Genomic DNA, 22,680 nt, shown 5'->3' on the forward strand with positions numbered 1-22,680 from the left:
GGCTGTTTTCATTCGCAGCCTTTCCAACGCCGTGGCATCGCCTGGCCATGAGCACGCTTTTCCTGCCGGCCTCACCGTCAGCGGCAGGCTCTCCACTCGTCGATTAATGCCAATGACATCTATCGGCTTTATAAATAGCCGGCTGACGCGCCATGCACCAGGCGCGCGCGATTGCCCACCCCCAGGAGACGTTCAATGAACATGCCATTCGCGGCCTGGATGCGCCGCCTTGCCCCGGCCGCCTTGCTGCTGCTAGCCGCCCACGCCAGCGCCGCCACCGAAACCATCGTGATGATCCGCCACGGCGAAAAACCGGACCAGGGCCTCGGCCAGCTGACCTGCCAGGGCCTGAACCGCGCGCTGGCGTTGCCGCGGGTGCTGACCAGCGCCTTCGGCGCGCCGGACGCCATCTTCGCGCCCGATCCCGCCACCCAGGTGTCCGATTCCGGCGCCAACTACTACTATGTGCGGCCGCTGGCGACGATAGAGCCCACCGCCATCAGCCTGGGCCTGCCGGTCAACACCGCTTACGGCTTCACCCAGACCGCCGACCTGGCCTCGCGGCTGCTGGCCTCCGACTATGCCGGCTCCACCGTGTTCGTGGCTTGGGAGCACAAGAAGATCGTCACGCTGGCCAAGCAGATCTTCGCCAACCTCAACCAATCCGCCAATATTCCGGCTTGGTCGGGATCGGACTTCGACAGCATCTACGTCATCACCATCAATAGCTCCGGCAGCCGCCGCACCGCCTCGTTTTCCATCCAGGCCCAGGGCCTGAACGGCCAGAGCACGGCCTGCCCCGGCCCCAACTAGCCGCAGACGGCGGGATGGCCTGCGCCATCCCGCCGTGTTTTCTAGCCGCCATTCCGCCCCGCAGTCGCCGTGATCCAATCGGAAATAATCAACCGCGCGATATTTCCACGCATTGCGAATCAAATTAAGACGCCTTCTTATTGGTAATGTCGAATCATTCGTATTTACGCTTAATTTTATCGATTCATGCCAAGCCTCTCCCTCCGACATATGGCAAACCATCATAAGCTATTGAAAATAATCCGTATTTACACTTAGTTTTTATTCAAAAAAGGGGGAAATATAAAAAACAACACTAATACTCAAATCTCAGCCAGCCTACTGACGGAACTCATCGCCATGACTGTGTCCAAGAAAATCCTTCTGCTGATTCTGCTCTCCATCCTGGCCCAGATCGGCATCAGCGCTTACAGCCTCCATACCCAGTCCCAGCTGGCCGACACCGCCACCAGCTTCGCAAACGTCGACTATCCCAGCCTGATTAACTTAGGGCAGTTCAGCAATGCGGTGGGAACGCTGCGCTTGGCCGGCCTGCACGAATTGACCTCCACCACCGCCGCCGACCGCGCCGCGGCCAGAAGCAAAGTCGGCGACGCCTACCAGAGCGCCAAGGCGGCCTTGGGCGAATACCAGAAAATGATCAACGACGATGAAGACCGCGGGCACTTCAACGACGATGGCCGCCTGCTGGACCAATACTACGCGGCAATGCAGCCTATGCTGGCAGCGGCGGAGCGCAACAATCTGGAAGACGCGCTCAAGATTCGCGCCGATGCGGTGACGCCGGCCGGCAATGCGCTGACCAAGGCGATCAGCGCCCACATCGACTACAACAAGCGCTATGTCGAAAAGGAAGTGGCCGAGGCCCAGGCCTTGATCGGCAGCACCCGCGTCATCACGCTGGCCACCACCGCGGTGCTCACCCTGCTGCTGGGGGCGCTGGGCCTGCGCACCTACCTATCCATCACCCGTCCGCTGCATGAGCTGAACCACGCGATGAACCAGATCGGCGAGCGCCTGGACTTCACCCGCCAGGTCAAGGTGCATAACGCCAAGGACGAAATCGGCAATACCGCCGCCGCCTTCAACCAGCTGGTGCAGCGCATCCGCCACAGCCTGCGCGACATCCTGCACAACTGCGGCAAAGTGGCGGGCTACAGCGCCGACCTCGGCCAGGCCGCCAACCACGTGCAGACCGCGGCGGAAAACCAGAACCAGGCCTCCGCTTTCATCGCCGCCACCATGGAGCAGCTGACCGTCAGCATCAACCACGTCGGCGATCGCGCCGAGCAAAGCAACCAGCAAAGCGAAGAGGCCAGCCGCCACGCCGGCAACGGCCACCAGGTGATCGCCAAGACCGTGGAGGAAATCCGTTCCATCTCCGATACCGTCGGCCACGCCAATACCAGCCTCACCGAACTGGAGGCGCAAAACAGCCGCATCGCCAACTCGGTGGGCAGCATCAAGGACATCGCCGATCAGACCAATCTGCTGGCGCTGAATGCCGCGATAGAAGCGGCGCGCGCCGGCGAAACCGGGCGCGGCTTCGCCGTGGTGGCGGATGAAGTGAGAAAACTGGCCGAGCGCACCGCCATCCTCACCAGCGAGATCGACCAAGTGATACGCGGCGTCACCGACACCTCGCGGCAAACCACCAGCCGGATGAGCGAAACCCAGCAACTGGTCGCTTCCGGCGTGGTGTGCGCCGACGAGGCGATGACAGCCATCGGCGAAATAGGCAAATCATCCGGCACCGCCATGCAGATGGTCAGCGAAATCACCGACGCCATCCGCGAACAGGCCAATGCCTGCAACAGCATCGCCAACCAGGTGGAAAAGATCGCCCAGATGGCCACCCAGTCCAGCGCGGCCGCGCAGCAAACCGCCACCACCGCCCAACAGCTGGACAAGGCGGTGCTGGCGATGAACGAGGCGGTCAAACGCTACACGCTGTGAGGCCAGGCGGCCGGCGTCAAGGGCTGGCGAAGCGCGCCGAGTATTGCCAGGTGAAGCAGCCGCTGCTGTCTGAAAACAACTCCTTGGTCTGGTCGTCGGCCGCCCGCAGCCGGGTGCGCAGTTGTTCCAGCGGCAGCGATGCCAGCGCCGGAGCGTTGAGCGGACGAATCAGCGAGCGCACCACGGTTTCGCCGCTCAGCTCCTCCAGTCGGCAGCGTATGCCGGAAATCGCGTCATTGCGCTCCTCGGCCAGCGCGCCCACCTGGCTGCGGAAGTCGGCCTGCTCGTCCTGCAGCGCTTTCAGCATCGCGTTCAGCTGGTTGAGCTGCTTGAGCTTGGGGGCGGCCTGTTCCGACAACCGCTTCCAGCCTGCCTGCTGCTCGGCCGACAGTTGCAGTTCGCCCTTTTTCAGCCGCGCCGCCAGGCCCACGTAACGCTTGACGGTTTCATCCCCCATCAGCGCCGCCACCGCCTGCTGCGCCGTCGCCGTTTTCTGCGCCCCCTCCTGCTGCCGCTTTTCCAGCCAGTCCTGCCGGGCGGCGAAAGCCGACAAGTCCGGCAGCAAGATGGAAATCGCCGTCTCCTGGCTGGCGCGCGCGCCGACGCGGGCTATGCGCACCGACTTCGCGGCGATGGCGCAACCCATCGCGCTGTCGATATCGACTTCATCGGCGACGATCACGCAGCGGCTGGCCTCGGCGATGCGCACCTGCCGGCCGATCACCAGCGCGTTTTCCGCGCGCTGGATGGTGATGTCGCCGCGCTCGGCGCGCACCTGGGCGTTGGACACCATGCCCTCGACGCTGATCGGCCCGTCGTCGTTCAGCGCGGCGCCGCCCACCAGGTTTTGCTTCAACAGGATGCGGCCGCCGGTGGAGCGGACCGTGCCGTACACGTCGTTGCACAGGGTCAGGTTCTTGCCGGTGACGATCCGGCGCTCCTGCACTTCGCCGTGCTCTTCGTATTCGTCGCCCTGCAAGGCCAGGTCGCCGGTGGTGCGGACACTAACGCCTTCGCGGTTGACGATCTTGTCGACGATGGCGATCTGGTTGGTTTCGGCGTCGATGCTGAGAAAGCCGTCGCGCACCGCGACGATGAACTCCTGGCCCTCCATCTCCCGCACCTCGGTGCCTTCGCCGGCCAGGGTGGCCAGGTCGAAATCGCGCGGCGCGGCGATGGGGATCACGCAGCCGTCCAGGCCGCGCCCCGGCCGGCTGGGCACACTAGGTGTCTTCATCAGCAGCGCCGTATTCGCTTTGATTTGCGGGTAGCGGTTCTGGAACTGGGTCAGGTCCACCCGGCCGCCGGACAGTTTGCGCGGGTGGTCGTCGCGGCGGATCGCCGCCGTCTTCTCCTGCACGCCGGCGTCCACCCCGGGCACCGGCGGCTGCGGACAGGCGATCAGAAAACGCCCCACCTTGCGCTGGGCCAGGCAGTCGTCGATGACGGCGCGGTTCAGCCCGAAGCGGATGCCCTGCTGCCACAGATGGGCGACCATCTCGTCGAACTCCAGCCGGGAAGGCAGGGTTTGCGACTCTTCGCGCTGGCCGACCACCATCGGCTGGCCCGCCGGGTCGCGGCCGTAGACCGGCGTCGCGACGTTTCTGGTCAGGAACACCTGCTCGAACAGGTATTCAACGCCGGCCTCCACCTGGATCACCGCGTGATACAGCGCGCGCCGTTCCTCGGCGAAAGACAGGATGCATTGCGCGATCCGCTGCCCAGGGCCGGCGTTGGCCGCATCGAAGTCGTACAGGTAGTAACACAGTTTCGGGTAATCGAGGCCGGACAGGAAAAAACCGGCGGCGAAGATCTGGTCTATCGCCTGGCGGAAGGCTTCGGCGCCGCTCAATAGCTCGGTCGCGACAAAAAAGCCGTCGGCGCGCAGTTGGATGAAATCCGGCAGGGTGAACGGCTGGCCGGGATCGGGCGCGGAGCCGGACCCGGAAGGCGGGTGTTGCGGGAGATCTGTCGTGCTTGCCATGATCGCGCCTGCCTGAACATGCCGCTGATTGCCGGCCGCAGCCCCCAGCTTGCGCGCAAGCACGGCCCGCGGAGAAAGGAAGCCGCGCCCCCTTTCTACAAAGGTAGCAAACTCATGCCGGCTTTGCGCGCCCGGCGCGCGGCGCCGTCCACCTCGCCAGCCTGCGGCATTCCTTTTGCATTAAAATGATCATCAGGCGCACAGTCCGCGCAGACGCCGCCAGGCTGGCCAACCCCATCACCAGGGATTGAGGTATCGCATGAAACAGGATTTTGTCATCAGAGCCGCGCAAACAGGCGATTACGCCGGCTGGCGGCCATTGTGGGACGGCTATAACGCGTTTTACGGCCGCGCCGGCGACACCGCGCTGCCGGAGGCCATCACCGCGCAGACCTGGGCGCGCTTTTTCGACCCGGCCGAGCCGGTGGACGCGCTGCTCGCCGAGCAAGACGGCCGCATCATCGGCCTGGTCCACACCGTCATCCACCGCAGCACCACCCGGCTGGCGGACGTCTGCTATCTGCAAGACCTGTTCACCGCGCCGGAGGCCAGGGGCCGCGGCGCGGCGCGCGCGCTGATCGAGGCGGTGTATCGGCAGGCAGCCGCGCGCGGCTGCAACCGCGTCTACTGGCAAACCCACGACAGCAACCGCGCGGCGCGCGCGCTGTACGACAAAGTGGGCGAGAACAAGGGCTTCATCATCTACGGCCTGGAGCTGCCGGCCTAAGCGCCGCCGGCCCTCCCCCGCCGCTCGCTTTACTGCCAGCGCCCCCAGCGTACCGCCAGCGAGGCCAGCGCCAGCAGCGCGGCCAGCGTGGTCACAGCCAGCCAGCCCCATTGCGCCAGCAACATGCTGCCGCACACCGCTCCGCCCGCCATGCCGATGAACACGCTGACGAACAGCACCGCGTTCAGGCGGCTGCGCGCGCCGGGGTCGATGCCGTAGACGATGGTCTGGTGCGCAATCAGCGAAGCCTGCACGCCGAGGTCGAAACCCACGGTGCCCAGGCCCAGCAGCCACAGCTGGGCGACGGGGTCCAGCAGCGGCATCAGGCACATGGCGGCGAAGGACAGCGCGCTCAGCCCCGCGCCCAGCCGGGCCACCACCGCCGGGCCGCGGCGGTCGGCCAGATGGCCGGCCATCGGCGCGGCCAGCGCGCCGGCGGCGCCGGCCAGGCCGAACGCCCCCGCGGCGGCGCTGCCCAGATGAAACGGCGCCGCGTGCAGCATCACCGCCAAGGTGGACCAGAAGGCGCTGAAGCCCATCGACAGCAAGCCTTGCGCCAGCGCCGCCTGGCGCAGGCTGGCGTGGCGGCGCAGCAGCGCCCATAGCGAAGCCAGCAGTTGGCGATAAGGCAGGGCCGTGGTCGGCGCGAACTTCGGCAGCCACAGCCAGGCGGACACGCCGATCAGCGCCACCCCGCCGGCCGCCAGCATGAACATGCTGCGCCAGCCCCAGTGCCCGGCCACCACGCCGCTCACCACCCGCGACAGCAAGATCCCCATCAGCAGGCCGGTCATCACCGTGCCCACCACCTTGCCGCGCCGCTGTTCATGCGCCAGGGTAGCCGCCGCCGGCACGATGTCCTGCGCCAGCGTGGCCGTCAGGCCGATGGCCAAGCTGGCCGCCAATAGCCAAGGAAGCGAAGGCGCCATTGAGCAGGCCAGCAGCGCCAGCACCAGCAGCGCCGCCTTGGCCAGGATGATGGCGCGCCGGTCGTGGCGGTCGCCCAGCGGGGCCAGCAGCAAAATCCCCAAGGCGTAGCCCAGCTGCGTCAGCGTCGGCACCAGGCCGATCTCACGGCTGCCGGCGCCAATGTCGGCGGCCAGAATGCCCAGCATGGGCTGGCTGTAATACAACGAGGCCACCGACAGCCCCGCGCCGGCGGCCAGCAGGAAAGTCAGCGCCTTGCCAGGCTGGTCGGCGCGCGACGGCGCGGCGGCCAAAATCTGGTCATGCGTTTTTTGGATGGAAGTCATCGGGGTGGGCTCCGTTTCACGAATGCCCGCAGTGTGCATGCCGCCGCGCTGCGATGGTAGTGGGCCGCCGCGCAGATTTGTTATACATTTTACGTATGAAAAAACCCATCATCAGCGATCTGTACCCGCAGCCGGGCGTCAGCCTGCCGGCCAGCGCCGGCGACCGGCTGGAACTGATGCAGACCTTCGTCCGCATCGTCGAGGCCGGCAATCTGTCGGCGGCGGCCCAGCAACTGGGCACCACCCAGCCGACCATCAGCCGCCGGCTGCAGGCGCTGGAAAAATCGCTGGGAATGAAGCTGTTGCAGCGCTCCACCCACAGCATGCGGCTGACCGACGACGGCGAACGCTGCTTCGCCCGCGCCAAGGAGCTGCTGGCCGGCTGGGCCGCCTTCGAATCCGACCTCAGGGGCGCGCGCGAAGAGCCGGAGGGCATGCTGCGGGTGGTGGCGCCGCACGCCTTCGGCCAGGAAAGGCTGGTACGGCCGCTGGCCGATTATCTGCAGCGCTATCCGCGCATGAAGGTGGAGTGGTTGCTGCACGACGACAGCGCGGCGCAGGACTTCATCGCCGCCGGCATAGACTGCGCGATCCAGGTCGGCGAGGTGACCGATTCGTCGCTGGTGGCGATCAAGCTGGCGGAAGTGCCGCGCATCGTGGTGGCGTCGCCGGCGCTGCTGGCGGGCGGACCCATCCCGCAAACCCCGGCCGAGCTGGCCGGCCTGCCGTGGCTGGCGCTGCGCACCTACTACCGCCACGAAATCCGCCTGCGCCGCGTCGACGGCGAAGAAGAGGCACGCCTGCCGATAGAGCCGCGCCTGAGCACCGACAGCCTGTACGCGCTGCGCAGCGCGGCGCTGATGGGGCTGGGGGTCGGCGTGGGTTCGGCCTGGGTGATGACGGAAGACCTGGCCGCCGGCCGCCTGATCCAGCTGACGCCGGACTGGCAGGCCGCGCCGCTGCCGGTCAGCCTGGTGTATCCGTACAGCCGTTTTTATCCGGCGCGGCTGCGCGGCTTCGTGGAGGTGATGCGCGCCGCGCTGCCCGACGCGATCCGCGATTAGCCGCCCGCCTCGCAGCGCGTCCGGCCGCCCAGCCGCCTGGCCAGCTCGGCCGGCCCCTTCGGCGGATCGGTCAGGAACACCCGCGCGCGCAGCTGGTAATCGATGACCGCGGTGAGGTCGCCGCAGGGCAGGAACACCAGCCGCAATGAGGCCGGATCGTCGTACTTGGGCAAGTTCAACAATACCCGGTGCGGGGTGGGCGCCTGCGGCTGCCCGCCCGGCCGCGCCGGGCTCTGCGTCCACTCCACCAGCGCCTGCAGCCCGGGGCGCCACTGCCGGGGCAGGCCGTAGCAGCAGGTGTCGGTGTGGATGCGCTGGAAAGTGGAGCCGTTGAACGACTTGCTGTCGCGGATATCGTAGACGTCGGCGTTCTCTTGCTCGCCGGCGTAGCGGTTGACCACCATCATGTAGGAGCCGTTGAAATAGACATCGCGGATCCACACCTCGGGGTCGGTTGAAATCGCCGCGCCGCCCACCCCGATCTCGCCGGGGGCGATCGCCTTGTCGGCTATCACGATATAGCCGCCGCCATCCGCCGGCCAGCCGGCGCAGCCGGTCAGCCACAGCGTCAAACACCAAACCACCCATCCGAATCGCATGTTCATTCCTCGCCCAAGCTCCCTGTCACTCGCCGGCCCGCGGCGGCTGGCAATCGCCGGCCGCGCCCAAGCGGCGGCGGATTTCTGCCTCATACGCCTGGCCGCCGGGCAAATTCCCCATCACGCGGCGAATGTCTGCGGCGTCGATCAGCACGGCGACGCGCTTGCATGGCAGGAACACCAGCTCCAAATGATACGGGCTGGCGTAGCGCGGCACCTCGACATTCAGCGCCAGCAGCACGCGGTTGTTGTCATGCATATCGCGCCAGTGATCGAGCTCGCGGGTGGTCGTGCCGCCCGGCCCGTACGGCGGGCGCTTGCTGCCATCCGCATTGCGTTCGGGGCTGGGGTCCTGCGTCCATTTGACGATGGCGCGCCGACCCGGCTGCCATTGCTCGGGCAGCCACACGCTGCAGGTGTCGCCGCTGCTGCTGCACACGCTGTTGCCGTCGAAGCTGGCGAACAGCACCTGGGAGGATGGATCGACATTGACGAAGGTGGCGGAAACCAGCTTGCGCTTGGCCGATTCCGGCGTTTGGCACGCCGCCAGGCCGGCGCAGACCGTCAGCCACAATAGTTTTTTCGCAAACGCTTTCCAATCAGGCAAAACCGCCCTCCCCTTCATCGCCGCCAGCCGGCTGAAACCAGCGCCCGATGATAATCCAAAGCGCCGCTGGCGGCACCGTCACGCCGTCGCCGGAAACGGCTGCCACATCTCGACGATGCGGCCGTCCTGGTACACGGCGATGGCGCCGAACTGCTGCAGCACCGCCTCGCTCTGGCGCGGGCGGAAAAACACCGTGTCGTCGACCTTCAGCGCCTGCCGGCCGGAACCCAGCAACACCTGTTGATTCGACGACGCGCCATACAGCGCGCTGCCGGCCAGCCCCGGCGGCGAAACCGGATCGGCCAGCCAGTTGCCGCCATAGAGAAAGTAGGCGCGCCGCGCGTTGACGTCCCAGGCGCGCAGCAGCCCGCCCAGCCACTCGACGCCGTAGGGCAGTTGGAAACGCGGCAACGCCTTCAGCACCGGCGCGGCGATGAAACAGGCCGGCAGCAGGTCGGCCAGCAGCGCGCTGTCGAAATCGCCGGGCTTCACCAGCGCCGAGCCCAGCGCCACCTCGTTCTCCACCCCGGAGCCGTCGTACAGCCGGTAGGTCGGCGAGCCGCCGGCATTGAAGCAAGGGCTGCCGGAGCCGGCCATCAGCCCCGGCCAGGCCTTGATTTGCTCGGCGAAGCCGGCGTACGCCTGCCGCGCATGGGCGTGCGCCCGAGCGCGCAGGCCGGGCAGATCGGGCAGCTTGGCGACGTGGGCGTCGTAGCCCATCAACCCGGCCCATTGCAGCCGGGGCTCGGAACGCAGGATGTCCAGCATCGCCCGCATCTCGTCGCCGCCGGCGATGCCGCCGCGGTGCAGGCCGACGTCTATCTCGAAATTGACGCGCAGCCGCAGCCGCTGCGCCCGCGCCAGCTCGCGGTATTGCGCCAGCCGTTGCGGGGTGTCGACCAGCCATTGCAGCTGCCGCTCGGGCTGAAAAGCGCCGGGCGGGAAACCGCGGTAGAAGGCCAGCGCGGCGGCGGCTGGCAGCGGCTTGCCCAGCAAAATGTCGTGGTCGCCCTCCGCCATCGCCAACAGCTGCGGCAAGCTGAACAACATGTGCCGGCGAGTGCCGGCCAGCGCCGCCGCCTCGCGCAACAGCGCCGGACACGGCAGCGATTTCACCACCAGCCGCAGCGGGATGCGGCCGTTCAGATTGCGCAGCACCTGGCCGACGTTGGCGCGCAGCCGCTCCCGGTCCAGCACCAGCGTCGGCGTGGCGATGCCGGCCGCGCGCAACGCGGCCGACAACTGGCGGAAATAACCATCGTGCGGGCTGCCGCGCTCGCCGGGGCGCAACGAACCTAGCAACGCCGCCGCGCCGGCCGCGCCGCCTGCGGCCAATAGCTGGCGCCGGCTCCACTGCGGCCGCTTCATGTCCTTATCCCGAACACCCGGCGCAGGTGCGGGTTGAGCAGCCGTCCGTCCGGGTCCAACTCACGCCGCAGCTGCAAGAAGTCGTTCCAGCGCGGGTAGAGGGCGGCGAAATCCGCCGCCTGGTGCGCATGCAGCTTGCCCCAGTGCGGCCGGCCCTGGTATTTGCGGAAGATGGGCGCGATGTCGCTCACCAGGTAATCGCAAGCCTCGCCGGCCGCCGCGTGCACGGCGATGGAGCAGGAGTCGCGCTGGTAAAAGGGGCTGAGCCAGGCGTCGTCGGCCTGGACGAAGCGAAACTCCATCGGAAAGAACACCTCGTTGCGACGCTCCAGCCGGCTGATCACCGCGCGCGCGCAGGCGATGCCGGCCTCGCGCGGCACATGGCATTCCGACTCGTTGAAACGCGTCGGCCTGGCGGTGGACAGCAGCCGCCAGGACTTGTCCCGCGCCTGCTCGACCAGCCCCGGGTCTATCAGTTTGCGCGCCACCCAGCGCCGCAGCTCGGGCGCGCGGCCCAGCCAGTCGCGCAGCCGGCGCAATTCGCGCAGCATGTCTTCATCCTGCGAATCCGGATGCGATACCGCGCCATCGGCGCTGATGTCGTGGGTGATGGCGGCGGCGTAACCGGTGAAGGGCAGATAGAAGAATTCGAAATGGCGGTGCCGCCGCGCCAGTTCCGGCGCCGCCTCCAGCATCTCGCCCACCGGTTTCAGCCAGAGCCGGCGCCGCAGCGAATACGCCGGCACCACCCGGATGCCGGCCTCGACTATCACCCCCAGGCAGCCCAGCGACACCCGCGCCGCCTGCAGCAGCTCCGGCTGCCGCTCCAGGCTGCATGCCAGCGCCTCTCCGGCCGGAGTCAGCAGCCGCAGCGACAGCACGTCGGCATGCAGCGCCGGCAGCTGCGCGCCGGTGCCGTGGGTGGCGGTGCTGATGGCGCCGGCGAAAGTCTGCGCGTCCACGTCCGGCAGATTGCGCAGCGCCAGGCCATGGCCATCCAGCTGGCGCGACAACTGCGACAGCCGGGTGCCGGCCAGCACGGTGGCGGTCAGCGCCTGCTGGTCCTGCGTTTTCAGGCCGGACATCCGGTCGAGCGACACCAGCCGGCCGCCGGTGGGCACCAGCGGCGAAAACGAATGGCCGGAGCCGACGCAGCGCAGCGGGCCGCCGCCGCGCAGCAGCGCCGCCAGTTCGGCTTCGTCGGCCGGCGTGGCCAGCGCCTGCGCCCGGCACTGGTTGAGGCCGCTCCAGCTGCGCCACAGATAAGCGCCGGCAGGCTTGGCCGCGGCTGGCGCGCCGGGGCGAGCCGCCAGCCCGGCCAGCATGGCGGCGCCGCCCAGCTGCAGCCAGCGGCGGCGAGTGACGGCGGCCGGCTTCATGAACGCGCTCCCGCCGCCGCGCCGGCCATGAAGACGATCAGGCGCCGCAGCTCCTCGTCGCTGCAGTCGTTGCAATACCCCATCGCCGGCATCGTCTTGAAACCGTCGCGCGCGTGCGCGAGCAAAACCGGCATGCCCTGCCGCAGCCGCGGCGCCCAGGCCGCGGCGAAGGCGGTCAGCGGCGCCTGGCTGGCCGCCGCGCCATGGCAGCCCAGGCAGGAGCGCTCGTACTTTTCGGCCAGCCGGGCATCGGCCGGGCGCAGCGTTTCGGCTTTTTGCAGATCCGCCGATTGCGGCTTGCCGTCCTGGCAGGCCCCCAGGCAAAGCAGCGCGCCGACGGACAGCGCGCGCCGCGCATCAAGCGCGAATGGAATGGGCATATCGAACTCGCTCCGGATGGCGGGAGCGCAGCGCTCCCGGACAAAACCAGAGCATCGCGCATCCGCGCCGGCCGGCCCCCAGCACAAGGGACAGGTCCGCCCGCCTCCCGGCCCGCCCACCCCGTATTCGCCCTAGGTAGATACGCCGATAACAATCCGCAAGCCGCCGCTTACACTCCAGTTAACATCGCCCACCCTCGCCCTTTTGCCCGGCTCCGGCGGCCAGCCGGGCCAGCCTCCTCCGTCGCCGCCACCACCATGCAAAGGATCCCGCGCCATGACCATCCATCCCGCAGACGGCTACCCGCACACCAGCAAGCATTACGCCTATTCCGCCGGCGACCGGGCCAGGCAGTGCTTCCAGTTCGTCCGCGACATCGACGCCGCGATGCGCGCCAACTATTCCGCCAATATCGAAGCGATAGGCCGCAACATCTATCCCATCCTGTTCGCCGAATCCACCTTCGACGGCGGCCGCTACACGCTGGTGGTGAATCCCGACATCCGCCACGTCAAGGAAAACGTCTGTCCGATCTACGACCAGTGCAAGGCGATCTCGCACATTCCGCTGGGCATCTACTCCATCCTGTCCGCCTACCAGTGCGACTCCACCCTGCAGCAGTGGGCGCCGGCGCTGGCCGCCTACCATGACCAGATCCAGCATGTGCACGACCATCTGGACGAGCTGGAATGGCCGGATGCCGGCATCAGGCAGGCCAACCGCGAGATCCTGCACGCGTCGCTGCATTTCATCCGCCACACGCTGGAGCGCGGCCGCTACGATATGGAGGAGTTCAGCCACTACTCGCGCAAGCTCACCGCGCAGATCGTGCTGAACCAGACCACCGCCGCGCAGAACCAGGTGCGGGTGATGTCCGACACGCTGCGCGAATGGAAGGCGATGCTGGGCGACCGGTGGCGCGATCTCTACGTGGTGGTGTCGGCGCTGTGGACGCTGTCGCAGGAGAGCGCGCACGAGGAGATCATCGGCGCCTTCATGGACGAAGACCGCCGCGAAACCCACATGATTGTTTCGGAGACGCCGCATTCGGTGGACGACGCCCAGGCGCTGCTGGGCCGCATCGTCGGCGACCGCATCATGGCGGAGATGGTGTTCTCGCCGCACGGCACCGAGACCGAGAAGGAAAACATCTATTCGCTGTCCACCAAGCGCGACCTGCTGTCGCAAGCCATTGAAAAAGCCATCGCCGAAGGCGCGGGCGGCACCGCCGTCTGCCCCCACCTGTCGCGCTGAGCCGCATCCGGCCCCGCCCGGGGCCGGGTCGAGCGCCGCCGTGTCCGTCCCCCATCCCTAAAAGCCGGCGCGGCCGCGCCGCCGTACATGCTGTTACGGTTATGAACAGATACAAACAGCAATCAGTCGTCGCGGTTTCTTTGCGGCTGCGAAACAAAATGCCGCCATAGTGCAAGCATACGCAATGCGCGTTCCAACAAAAGGAAGCATGCCATGAAACACGTGATGACAGCCGCGGCGCTGATCGCCGCCTCCCTGACCAGCCTGCCCAGCCAGGCCGCCGATGTCGGCGTTTCCATCAGCGTCGGCCAGCCCGGCTTCTACGGCCAGATCGACATCGGCGGCTACCCGCCGCCGCAAGTGGTCTATCCGCAGCCGGTGATCATACAGCCGGTGCCAGTCGGCCTGCCGCCGCTGTACCTGCGGGTGCCGCCCGGCCACATGAAGCACTGGGACCGCCACTGCCGCGAATACCATGCCTGCGGCCGCCGAGTCTTCTTCGTCCGCGACGACTGGTACAACCGCGTCTACGTGCCGCACTACCAGCAGCGCCATTTCCCGCATCATGACGGCTACGAGCACCGCGACCACCACGAAGAGCATCGCGACGAACATCGCGACTACCCGCGCGACCGCTAAGCCCCGCCGCGCCGTCCAGCCGGACCGCCGCCCAGCCCAGCTGGCGGCCGTCCGGCTTTTCATCGTACGGACGGCGCGCGCTTCATAGAAATTAACCACGCCGCATTGGCATGAACCCGCCGCCAGCGCGCCAAAGCCGAAGCATCGCGCCCAATCCGCGCCGCCATCGCCGAGTTCATGCCAAACCGCCGCTGCCGACGGCGGGAGTGCGGCGTTTTGCCGCAGGCCGGCGCTGGAACAGATGCGCATACTTTCGCTGCGCATGACATCTAAAAAGGGGGAAAACCATGCCGACTCGCCATGCTGTCCATCGCCGCCTGCTGCCCGCGCTGCTGTTGCTGGCGCCTTCCGCATCCGCGCTGGCCTGCGCCAGTTGCGGCTGCACGCTCAGTTCCGACTGGGAAAGCCAGGGCTTCGCCACCCAGCCCGGGCTGAAAATGGATATCCGCTACGACTACCTGAACCAAAACCAGCTGCGCAGCGGCAGCGGCACCATCACGCCAGCAGCCGCCAGCCAGCTGAACCAGGGCAATCAGGAAGTGGAGCAGTACACCCGCAACAATTACCTGACGCTGGGTTTCGACTATGCCTTCTCTCCAGCCTGGGGCGTCAATGTGCAGGTCCCGTACATAGACCGCAGCCACAGCACGCTGGGCACCGGCTCCGACGGCGCCAACGCGGCCAGCGGCGGCGGCGCGTACGACTCCAGCACCTCCGGCCTTGGCGACATCAAGGTGATAGGCCGCTATCAGGGCTTCGCCGCCGCGCGCAATTTCGGCCTGCTGTTCGGCCTGAAGCTGCCCACCGGCAGCCATAGCGAAACCGGCGTCTCCACCGATCCGGCCAATCCGGGCGCCGCCGCGCCGATAGACCGCGGCCTGCAGCCGGGCACCGGCACCACCGACGCCATCGTCGGCGCCTACTATTACGGCGACCTTGGCCGCAGCTGGAGCTACTTCACCCAGGCCACCGTGCAAAGCGCGCTGGACAGCGCCAACCAGTACCGGCCCGGCACCGGCGTCAACCTGAACCTGGGCGTGCGCTATGCCGGCTTCTCCGGCTGGATGCCGCAATTGCAGCTCAACGCCCGCTACGTGCGACACGACGCCGGCGACAACGCCGACACCGTCAGCACCGGCGGCACGCTGGTCTACCTGAGCCCCGGCCTGACCGTGCCGCTCACCCGGCGGGCCTCGGTCTACGGCTTCGTGCAACTGCCGCTGTACCAGCACGTCAACGGCGTGCAGCTGGCGCCGCGCTACACCACGTCGATAGGCGCGCGCTACGCGTTCTGAGTCATCCGCGCTTAAGCGGGCTGGCCCAGCGCCGCTCCTGCCGCAGCTTGTCCGCCAGTTGGTCGGCGGACAGCGGGCGGCTCAGCCAGTAGCCCTGCAGCACATCGCAATTCAGGCCGGCCAGCACCCTGGCCTGCTCGGCGTTCTCCACGCCTTCGGCCACCACCTCCAACTGCATCGCGTGCGCCAAGGAAATGATGGTTTCCACCAACGTCATCGACTCGGGCTCGTCCAGCATGCCCATGACGAAGGAGCGGTCTATCTTCAGCGCCTGCACCGGCAGCCGCGCCAGATAGGCCAGCGACGAATAGCCGGTGCCGAAATCGTCCACCGCGATGGCCACGCCCAATTCGCGCGCCTCGCGCAGCTTGGCGATGCCGCCGTCCACATCCTCCATGATCTGGCTTTCGGTGATCTCCAGATCTATGCCGTGGTCGGCGCCGTACGGCGCCAGCACCTCCGCCAGCATCGCCACGAAATCCGCTTGCCCCAGCTGCCGCGGCGAAACGTTGACGGCGACGCGCGGCGACGCCAGCCCGGCTTCGCGCCAGCCGCGATGGTCGCGCGCCGCCTGCTCCAGCGCCCAGCGACCGGCTTCCACGATCAGGCCCAGCTCCTCCAGCAGCGGCACGAACTGTTCCGGCGACACCAGGCCGCGCTCGGGATGGCGCCAGCGCAGCAGCGCCTCCACGCCCACCAAGTGATGGCTGTTGGCCTCGACCTTGGGTTGGTAGTGCAGCTCGAACTGCCCGCGCGCCAACGCGGCATGCAGCAGATTGCCCAGTTCCAGCGCCGCCGCCGCCCGTTCGGTCATCTCCTGCCGGTAAAACAGGCTCTTGGCGCCGGCGGCCTTGGCCCGCTTCAGCGCCGACTCGACATGCTCCATCAAATCCGAAGCCTGCGCGCCATCGTCCGGATACATGGCGATGCCGAATTTGGCCGATAGCCGCAGCTCGGCGCCGCCTATCTCCATCTGCGCGTCCAGGCATTCAAGCTGCAATTTCTGCACCTGGCGGGCCGCCTCCTCCTCCCCGCCCGCCTGCGGCAGGATCAGCGCGAACTGGTCGGCGCCGATGCGCGACAGCTGCGAGGCATCCTGCACATGCCGAAGCAAGCGGTCGGCGAAACGCTGCAGCACCTGGTCGCCAATGACGCGGCCGAACACGTCGTTGATGGACTTGAAATGCTCCAGATCGAGAAACGCGATGGCGAAGCGGCGCTCCGCCGCGTCGGTGATGCGTTGCGCCAGCCGCTCCGCCAGCAGCCCGCGGTTGGCGAGGCCGGTCAGGCTGTCGTAATAGGCCAGGTAGTCCAATCGCTCCGTCTGGCCGATATGGCTGAGCGCGAAGGCGATATCGCCGGACAACTCGCGCAGCAGCTGCACCTCCTGGCGATCGAAAGCGCCGCTTGCCTCGGAAAACAGCGCCAGCACCGCCTGCGCCCGTCCATCCGTCACGATCGGCAGGCAAGCCACCGCGCGCAGGCCGCGCGCCATCAGATCCCGAGCCAGCGCCCGCAAAGAGGGGTCCGCTTGCACATCGTTGCATACCACCATTTCCTGTTCGCGCACCGCCCGGCAAGCCGGCCTGTCGGCAAACGGCGAATCGGCGCGCGCGCTCAGGCGGATCAGCGCCCGATAACTGTCGTCCTCGCCGCAAAAAGCCGCCACCTCGCCGTCGCCGCTTTGCGGATCCATCACGCCTATCCAGGCCATGCGGTAAGCGCCATCCTCCACCGCGATCCGGCACACGCCGTCGAACAGCTCCCGCCGCTGATGGCAGCGCACGATCAGCGTATTGACGCGGCTGAGCAGCCGGTACACCCTGCCAAGCCGCTCCACGCTCTGACGCAGCAGCGACTGCTGCAACGCGATCGCCAGTTGCTGGGCGAATACGTCCGCCACCTCCTGCTGCGCTTCGCTGAACGCGCCCAATTTGTCCGATGCCAGATTCATCATGCCCAGCAACTCGCCAGCCGCCATCAGCGGAATGCGGATATACGATTGCATACCCTGCAGACGCAGCCTCTCCAGCGTGGACGAGCGCCTTGGCAGCGCGTCCAGATCATCCACCCGGCAAACCAGCCCCTTCTTCAGCCTCTCCAGATCCTCGAGGCCGTAGCTGATCAGCGTCAGCCGCTGGCCGGGATCGTAGCTGGCGCCGGGCTCGCGCTCCACCGCCAGCACCCGGGTAGCGCCCGCCTCCCAGTCGACGATCATCGCGGTGGCGCCCCAGAACGGCAGCAGGCGCCGCAAATAGCGCAGGCCCAGCTGCGCCACCTGTTCCGGCATGCCGGCTGCCAGAATGGCGCGCGCCAGCTCATTCATGGATTCCAGCTGCTGCAAGTGGCGCCGCAACTCGGCCAACGTGTTCTCGCGCTCGCTGACGTCTCGCAGGATAACCGTGTAGCTGCGCTCTCCCGCCACCTCCAGCCGCGAAATCGACGCCTCCAGATCAAACAGCTCGCCGCCGGCTCGCATGCCCTGGATCTTTCCCTGGCCGCCCATCCGCCGGCTGCTCGCCATCCCCCGGCCGAAAGCCTCCACCTTGCCGCGGTGGAGTTCGCTCAACATTGGCGGCAACAGGCGGTCCAGCGGCTGACCCAGCATCGCGTCGACGCTGTAGCCGAACATCCGCTCGGCCGCCGGATTGAACAAAGTGATGCGCTGACCGGCGTCTATGCTGATCACCCCATCCATCGCCGAACGTATCATGCCGGCGTAGCGCGCCTCGCTGTCGCGCAGCTCCCGCTCCGCCGCCTGCTGCAGGGTCAGGTCCTGGGTCACCTTGGCATAGCCTTGCAACTCGCCGTCGTCGCCGCGGATCGCGTACAGGATGGCGCGCGCCCAGAAACGGCTGCCGTCGCGCCGCACCCGCCAGCCTTCGTGCACATCGCGGCCCTGCTGCGCCGCATTGGCAAGCAATTGTTGCGGCACGCCTGCCGCCTGGTCTTCTGCGGTATAGAAACAATCGAAAGAACGGCCGACGATTTCCTCGGTCGTATACCCCTTGATTCCCTGCGAGCCGTTACTCCAGTTCAGCACTAGGCCCTCCGGCGACAACAGGAAAAAAGCGTAGTCGGTGATCGAGTCGATCAGCAACCGGAACTCGTGCTCGATCCTTAGCAGCGCCTGCTGCGCGGCATGCTGGGCGCTGACATCCAGCACCACGCCGTGGATATGCTCGCCCCCGCCGAAACGCACCTGGCGAAAGGACAGCAGCGCATACAGCACGCTGCCGTCGGAGCGGCGGAGCGCCACCGGCGCGCCTTGCACGCAGCCTTGCTCCCGCAATGCCGACACAATGGCCTGACGGTCGGCGACGTCCTGCCAGATGCCCAGCTCGCCCGTCGTGCGCCCCAGCACAGCCTGTTCCTCCAGACCAAACATATCCAGAAAAGCCTCGTTCACCTCCTCCAGCAGGCCGTCGGCCAATCGCGAGATCGCCATCGCCACCGGGCTGCCCTCGAACAGCGCGCGAAAACGCTCGTCGCTCTGCCGCAGCGCTTCGGCGTCGGCGCTCTGCCGGCGCAGCGCCGCCTCCAGCTTCGCTTTCCCCTGCAGGTGGATTTCGCTCACCAGGCTGAGCAACACGCCATTGAGCGCCAACAGGCTGAGCGACAGCAGAAACGACATCGGGCTGCCCGCCATATCCGGCGTCGAGGTGAAAAACAGGTAGCCGATGACAGAGGTGATCAGACCGGTGGACAGCAAGCCCGGCCCCACGCCGCCCAATAAGGCGCTCAGGCTTATCGGTATCAGAAACAGCAGCATCCGGTGGTGCTTGCCGAACTCCGGATGCAATTGCGCGCGCATGCCGATGACCAGCAGCGAACTGACGATGGCGAACAAATAGTCGGAACCGTGCCGGCGTCCGGCCACCTCATCACCGGGCCGCCGCAAGCGGCGCAAGCCATGGAACAGCAGGATGGCGGTGGCCGCCACATACAGCGCGTCCCAGCACAGGGTCAGCCTGACTTGCCACTGCCGACTCGCCATGCCGCTCTGCAGCCAATCCGGCATGGTCATCATCAATAAAGTCAACAGCGCGTACCCGAGCGCCAGCGCCGCCGGCTGATGGCGCGGGCGCGCGGCCAGCCAGCGCGGCAAGCGGCCAGGCGGGGCCAGTTTGGACAGGCTTTCTTCCGGCAATTGCCGCAAGGCAAGATACAGCAAGGCCGCCGAGACAAAAGTGAACAGACCGTCCCAAGCCAGGCCGCCGACCACCCCTCCTATGGCGCGGTCGGTGTCCACCAGCACATCCGGCACGATGATCCAGATCGAAGCGATCACTGCATAAGCCGACGTGACCACCCAGGTCAGCCCGTTCTTGCGCGCCGTCATCCGCCCTCCCATGCGCATTCATCCGATAGGTCTTAACTGAGTATGGCAAGCATTTGCGGCCAGGCCAGCGCGATTTCACCGGTTCCGAACGTGATTTTCAGCCATGAAAAAGCCCGCGGGGCTAGCCGCGGGCCGGGGACGGATGGCTGGCGGCGTCAGCTTTGCGGCAGCAGGCTGTCGCGCGTCAGCAGCGCGGCGAAGTCGTCGGCCGGCAACGGCTTGGCGATCAGGTAGCCCTGGACGAAATCGCAGCCCTCCTGCTCCAGGAACTGCCATTGCTCCATCGTCTCCACGCCTTCGGCCACCACCTGCATGTTCAGGTTCTTGGCCATATTGATGATGGCGCGGGCGATGGCGCTGTCGTCGGCGTCCTGCGGGATGTCGCGCACGAAGGAGCGGTCGATCTTCAGCTTGTCGGCCTTGAAGCGCTTCAGGTAGGACAGGCTGGAGTAGCCGGTGCCGAAGTCGTCGATCGACAGCCGGAGGCCCATGTTCTTCATATTGTCTATGGTCTGGATGGTGGCCTGCGCGTCTTCCATGATGATGCTCTCGGTCACCTCGATGTCCAGCGCGTGGCCTGGCAGGCCGCTGGAGGCCAGCGCGTGCTGCAGCTGTTCGGCCAGATCGGGCTGGCGGAACTGCAGCGCCGACAGATTGACCGCCAGCGTCAGCTCCGGCAGGCCGGCCTGGCGCCAGGCCACCAGCTGGCGCGTGGCTTCGCCGATCACCCAGTTGCCGATCTGCACGATGAAGCCGCGCTCTTCCGCCACCTGGATGAAGCGCACCGGGCCCAGCAGGCCCAGCGACGGGTGGTTCCAGCGGATCAGCGCCTCGGCGCCGACGATGCGGCCGCTTTGCATCTCCACTTGCGGCTGGTAGTGCAGCACGAACTCGTCGCGCTCCAGCGCGAAGCGCAGCTGGCTTTCAATCGCCAGGATTTCGCGGGCGCGGGCGTTGAGGTCGGCGGTGTAGAACTTGTAGCTGTTGCGGCCGGACGATTTGGCGTGGTACATCGCCGCGTCGGCGTTGCGCACCAGGGTTTCGTAGTCGCGGCCGTCGTCCGGATAGACGCTGATGCCGATGGACGGCGTGATGGTGATCACGTGGTTGTGCAGCTCGATCGGGTTGGCGAACACCTCGCGCACCCGCTCGGCCGCCAGCGCCGCCTCGCCCGGATCGGACACCAGCGGCAGCAGCACGATGAATTCGTCGCCCCCCTGGCGCGCCAGCATTTCGCCCGGCCCCAGCACAGTGCGGATGCGGTCGGCCGCCACCTGCAGCAAGGTGTCGCCGGCCGAGTGGCCCAGCGATTCGTTGACGGTCTTGAAGCGGTCGAGATCCAGCAGCAGCAGCGCCAGCCGCTGGTTGTCGCGCACCGCGTTGTGGATGGCCAGCTCGACGCGGTCCTGCATGTGCATGCGGTTGGGCAGGCTGGTCAGCACGTCGAAGTGGGCCAGGAACTGGATGCGCTCGTCGGCGGCCTTGCGTTCGGTCAGGTCGCTGAAGATCGCCACGTAATGGGTGATTTCCTCCAGGCTGTTGCGCACCGCGTTTATCGCCAGCCATTCCGGATACACTTCGCCGTTCTTGCGGCGGTTCCACAGTTCGCCCTGCCAGGAGCCGTCTTCGGCGATGGCCTGCCACATCTGGTCGTAGAAGGGCTGGTCGTGGCGGCCGGACGACAGGATGCTGGTCTTCTGCCCCAGCACCTCGTGCTGGGTGTAGCCGGTGATTTCGGTGAAGGCGCGGTTGACGCTGCGGATGCGGCGGTCGGCGTCGGTGATCATGATGCCTTCGACGGTATTTTCGAACACCTTGGCCGCCAGCTGCACCCGCTCTTCGGCGGCGCGCTTTTCCGAGATGTCGCGCACCATCCGCCACACCGCGTTGATGCGGCCGAAGGCGTCGCGCATCGCCACCGTCTTGACGCTGACCGGCACCTGGTTGTCGAACCGGTTCAGATAGGTGGCTTCGAATTCGTCGCAATAGCCGAAGCGCAGCACCTTGTTGTCGAGGTTGAAGCGCTCCAGCGCCTCGCTCTCTTCGGCCACCAGGCTCCAGAAGTTCTGCTGCTTGAGCTGGTCCAGGCTGTAGCACATCAGATTGAGGAAGGCCGGGTTGGCGTCTATCACCTGGCCGTCCAGCGAGCTGATGACGATGCCGTCAAGATTGGACCAGAACAGCTCGCGGTATTTGTTCTCCGAGCGGCGCAGCGCGTCCTCCACCTCGCGGCGGCGGGCGATGTCGGCCTCCAGCGCCAGCGTCTTGGCGCGCAATTCGTCGACCAGCCGCTTCAATTCGGAGCGGGTCCACTCCAGGTGGGTGCCGAGCCGGCCCAGCTCGTCGCGGCGCGACCACTCGAACGGCGTATCCAGCTTCAGCTCGGCCAACAGCCGCGCCTGCTCGGTCAACAACCGCATCGGGCTGAGGAAGCGCGAGTGCAGGATGCTCATGATCAGCATGATGGACAGCACCAGCTGCGCCGCCAGTATCATCAGGATGTTCTTCACCTGGTTGCTCAGCGCGATGGCCAGGTTCTCGTTGTCGAACTCCATCGTCACCTGGCCGATGGCCTCGCCGCGGTAGATCACCGGCTTCTCGACGTAGGACACGCTGCCGATGCGGCGCTCGCTGCGCACCGAGGACAGGAATACCTGGTTGGACTGGGTGTCGGTGACGCGGATGGAAATCACGCGCGGGTCTTCCATCACCGACGAAATCAGCGGATTGCCGGCCTGGCGGCTGAGGTTCCACAGCGGCTCCTGCATGCCCAGCGCGACGATGTCGAGCAGACGGCGCTGGTCGGTTTCCAGCTGGGTGGTCAGGTTGTCCTTCTGAATGTTGAAGCTGAGATAACTGATGATGGAGGCCGGAATCAGCAAGCCGAGTATCACGGCGATGAGAAACACATCCCTCAGATTCAAGCCAGAGCTGGCGGTGGATTTATCGTCTGCTTGTTGAGCCATGTCGCGCTAGTCTTTGTTCGCCGAAAAGTCGGTGATCGAATGCCCTGAGTTGA

16 protein-coding genes are annotated in these 22,680 nt (G+C 66.7%); 7 read left to right on the forward strand and 9 right to left on the reverse strand.

Features of this window, described 5'->3' with window-relative positions:
• Positions 1 to 195 precede the first annotated feature (195 nt).
• Positions 196 to 813, forward strand: a complete 618-nt coding sequence (locus tag MY55_RS17020) for a hypothetical protein (protein ID WP_052877978.1) — start codon at positions 196 to 198, stop codon at positions 811 to 813.
• A 339-nt stretch (positions 814 to 1,152) separates the two neighbouring features.
• Entirely contained in the window at positions 1,153 to 2,769 is a 1,617-nt protein-coding gene (locus MY55_RS17025) for a methyl-accepting chemotaxis protein (RefSeq protein WP_065202760.1), read from the forward strand.
• 16 nt (positions 2,770 to 2,785) lie between these two features.
• On the opposite strand, the gene MY55_RS17030 is transcribed toward MY55_RS17025, so the two are convergent.
• Positions 2,786 to 4,753 (reverse strand): flagellar assembly protein A, encoded by a 1,968-nt coding sequence (locus MY55_RS17030; RefSeq protein ID WP_065202761.1) that lies wholly within the window; start codon positions 4,751 to 4,753, stop codon positions 2,786 to 2,788.
• A gap of 259 nt (positions 4,754 to 5,012) precedes the next feature.
• Here MY55_RS17030 and MY55_RS17035 point away from each other — a divergent pair, with 259 nt between their 5' ends.
• Positions 5,013 to 5,480, forward strand: a complete 468-nt coding sequence (locus tag MY55_RS17035) for a GNAT family N-acetyltransferase (RefSeq protein WP_065202762.1) — start codon at positions 5,013 to 5,015, stop codon at positions 5,478 to 5,480.
• A 29-nt stretch (positions 5,481 to 5,509) separates the two neighbouring features.
• Here the strand turns inward: MY55_RS17035 and MY55_RS17040 are convergent, their stop codons facing one another.
• The gene (locus MY55_RS17040; protein ID WP_065202763.1) at positions 5,510 to 6,733 is read right to left on the reverse strand and encodes an MFS transporter; all 1,224 of its coding nucleotides are present in this window, start codon (positions 6,731 to 6,733) and stop codon (positions 5,510 to 5,512) included.
• 95 nt (positions 6,734 to 6,828) lie between these two features.
• On the opposite strand from MY55_RS17040, the gene MY55_RS17045 reads away from it, so the two are divergent.
• Complete coding sequence (locus tag MY55_RS17045; protein ID WP_076098058.1) at positions 6,829 to 7,797, forward strand: LysR family transcriptional regulator; 969 nt, start codon at positions 6,829 to 6,831, stop codon at positions 7,795 to 7,797.
• On the opposite strand, the gene MY55_RS17050 is transcribed toward MY55_RS17045, so the two are convergent.
• From MY55_RS17050 to MY55_RS17070, 5 genes are all read right to left on the reverse strand, one after another.
• Positions 7,794 to 8,396, reverse strand: coding sequence for a DUF3304 domain-containing protein (locus MY55_RS17050; protein ID WP_157889356.1), 603 nt, complete (start codon positions 8,394 to 8,396; stop codon positions 7,794 to 7,796). The two genes, MY55_RS17045 and MY55_RS17050, sit on opposite strands and share 4 nt — an antisense overlap.
• Positions 8,397 to 8,421: 25 nt before the next feature.
• The gene (locus tag MY55_RS17055) at positions 8,422 to 9,003 is read right to left on the reverse strand and encodes a DUF3304 domain-containing protein (RefSeq protein ID WP_157889357.1); all 582 of its coding nucleotides are present in this window, start codon (positions 9,001 to 9,003) and stop codon (positions 8,422 to 8,424) included.
• Positions 9,004 to 9,081: 78 nt separating this feature from the next.
• Complete coding sequence (locus tag MY55_RS17060) at positions 9,082 to 10,371, reverse strand: alanine racemase (RefSeq protein WP_065202766.1); 1,290 nt, start codon at positions 10,369 to 10,371, stop codon at positions 9,082 to 9,084.
• The gene (locus MY55_RS17065) at positions 10,368 to 11,750 is read right to left on the reverse strand and encodes a D-arabinono-1,4-lactone oxidase (protein WP_065202767.1); all 1,383 of its coding nucleotides are present in this window, start codon (positions 11,748 to 11,750) and stop codon (positions 10,368 to 10,370) included. Before MY55_RS17065 ends, MY55_RS17060 begins: the two co-directional genes overlap by 4 nt.
• Positions 11,747 to 12,130: a c-type cytochrome gene (locus MY55_RS17070; RefSeq protein WP_043580442.1), complete on the reverse strand. Its 384-nt coding sequence runs from the start codon at positions 12,128 to 12,130 to the stop codon at positions 11,747 to 11,749. The genes MY55_RS17065 and MY55_RS17070 overlap by 4 nt, the downstream gene beginning before the upstream one ends.
• Before the next feature lie 277 nt (positions 12,131 to 12,407).
• Between MY55_RS17070 and MY55_RS17075 the strand changes: the two genes are divergently transcribed.
• From MY55_RS17075 to MY55_RS17085, 3 genes are all read left to right on the forward strand, one after another.
• Positions 12,408 to 13,385: a hypothetical protein gene (locus MY55_RS17075; RefSeq protein ID WP_043580440.1), complete on the forward strand. Its 978-nt coding sequence runs from the start codon at positions 12,408 to 12,410 to the stop codon at positions 13,383 to 13,385.
• Between the two features lie 213 nt (positions 13,386 to 13,598).
• Complete coding sequence (locus tag MY55_RS17080) at positions 13,599 to 14,024, forward strand: hypothetical protein (protein WP_065202768.1); 426 nt, start codon at positions 13,599 to 13,601, stop codon at positions 14,022 to 14,024.
• Positions 14,025 to 14,311: 287 nt separating this feature from the next.
• Positions 14,312 to 15,319: a transporter family protein gene (locus MY55_RS17085; RefSeq protein ID WP_065202769.1), complete on the forward strand. Its 1,008-nt coding sequence runs from the start codon at positions 14,312 to 14,314 to the stop codon at positions 15,317 to 15,319.
• A 1-nt stretch (position 15,320) separates the two neighbouring features.
• Here the strand turns inward: MY55_RS17085 and MY55_RS17090 are convergent, their stop codons facing one another.
• Both MY55_RS17090 and MY55_RS17095 read right to left on the reverse strand, forming a co-directional pair.
• Complete coding sequence (locus MY55_RS17090) at positions 15,321 to 19,661, reverse strand: EAL domain-containing protein (RefSeq protein WP_065202770.1); 4,341 nt, start codon at positions 19,659 to 19,661, stop codon at positions 15,321 to 15,323.
• 155 nt (positions 19,662 to 19,816) lie between these two features.
• Positions 19,817 to 22,627, reverse strand: a complete 2,811-nt coding sequence (locus MY55_RS17095) for an EAL domain-containing protein (RefSeq protein WP_065202771.1) — start codon at positions 22,625 to 22,627, stop codon at positions 19,817 to 19,819.
• Positions 22,628 to 22,680: the final 53 nt, after the last annotated feature.

It is taken from the genome of Chromobacterium subtsugae (genome assembly GCF_001676875.1).
Taxonomy (GTDB): domain Bacteria; phylum Pseudomonadota; class Gammaproteobacteria; order Burkholderiales; family Chromobacteriaceae; genus Chromobacterium; species Chromobacterium subtsugae.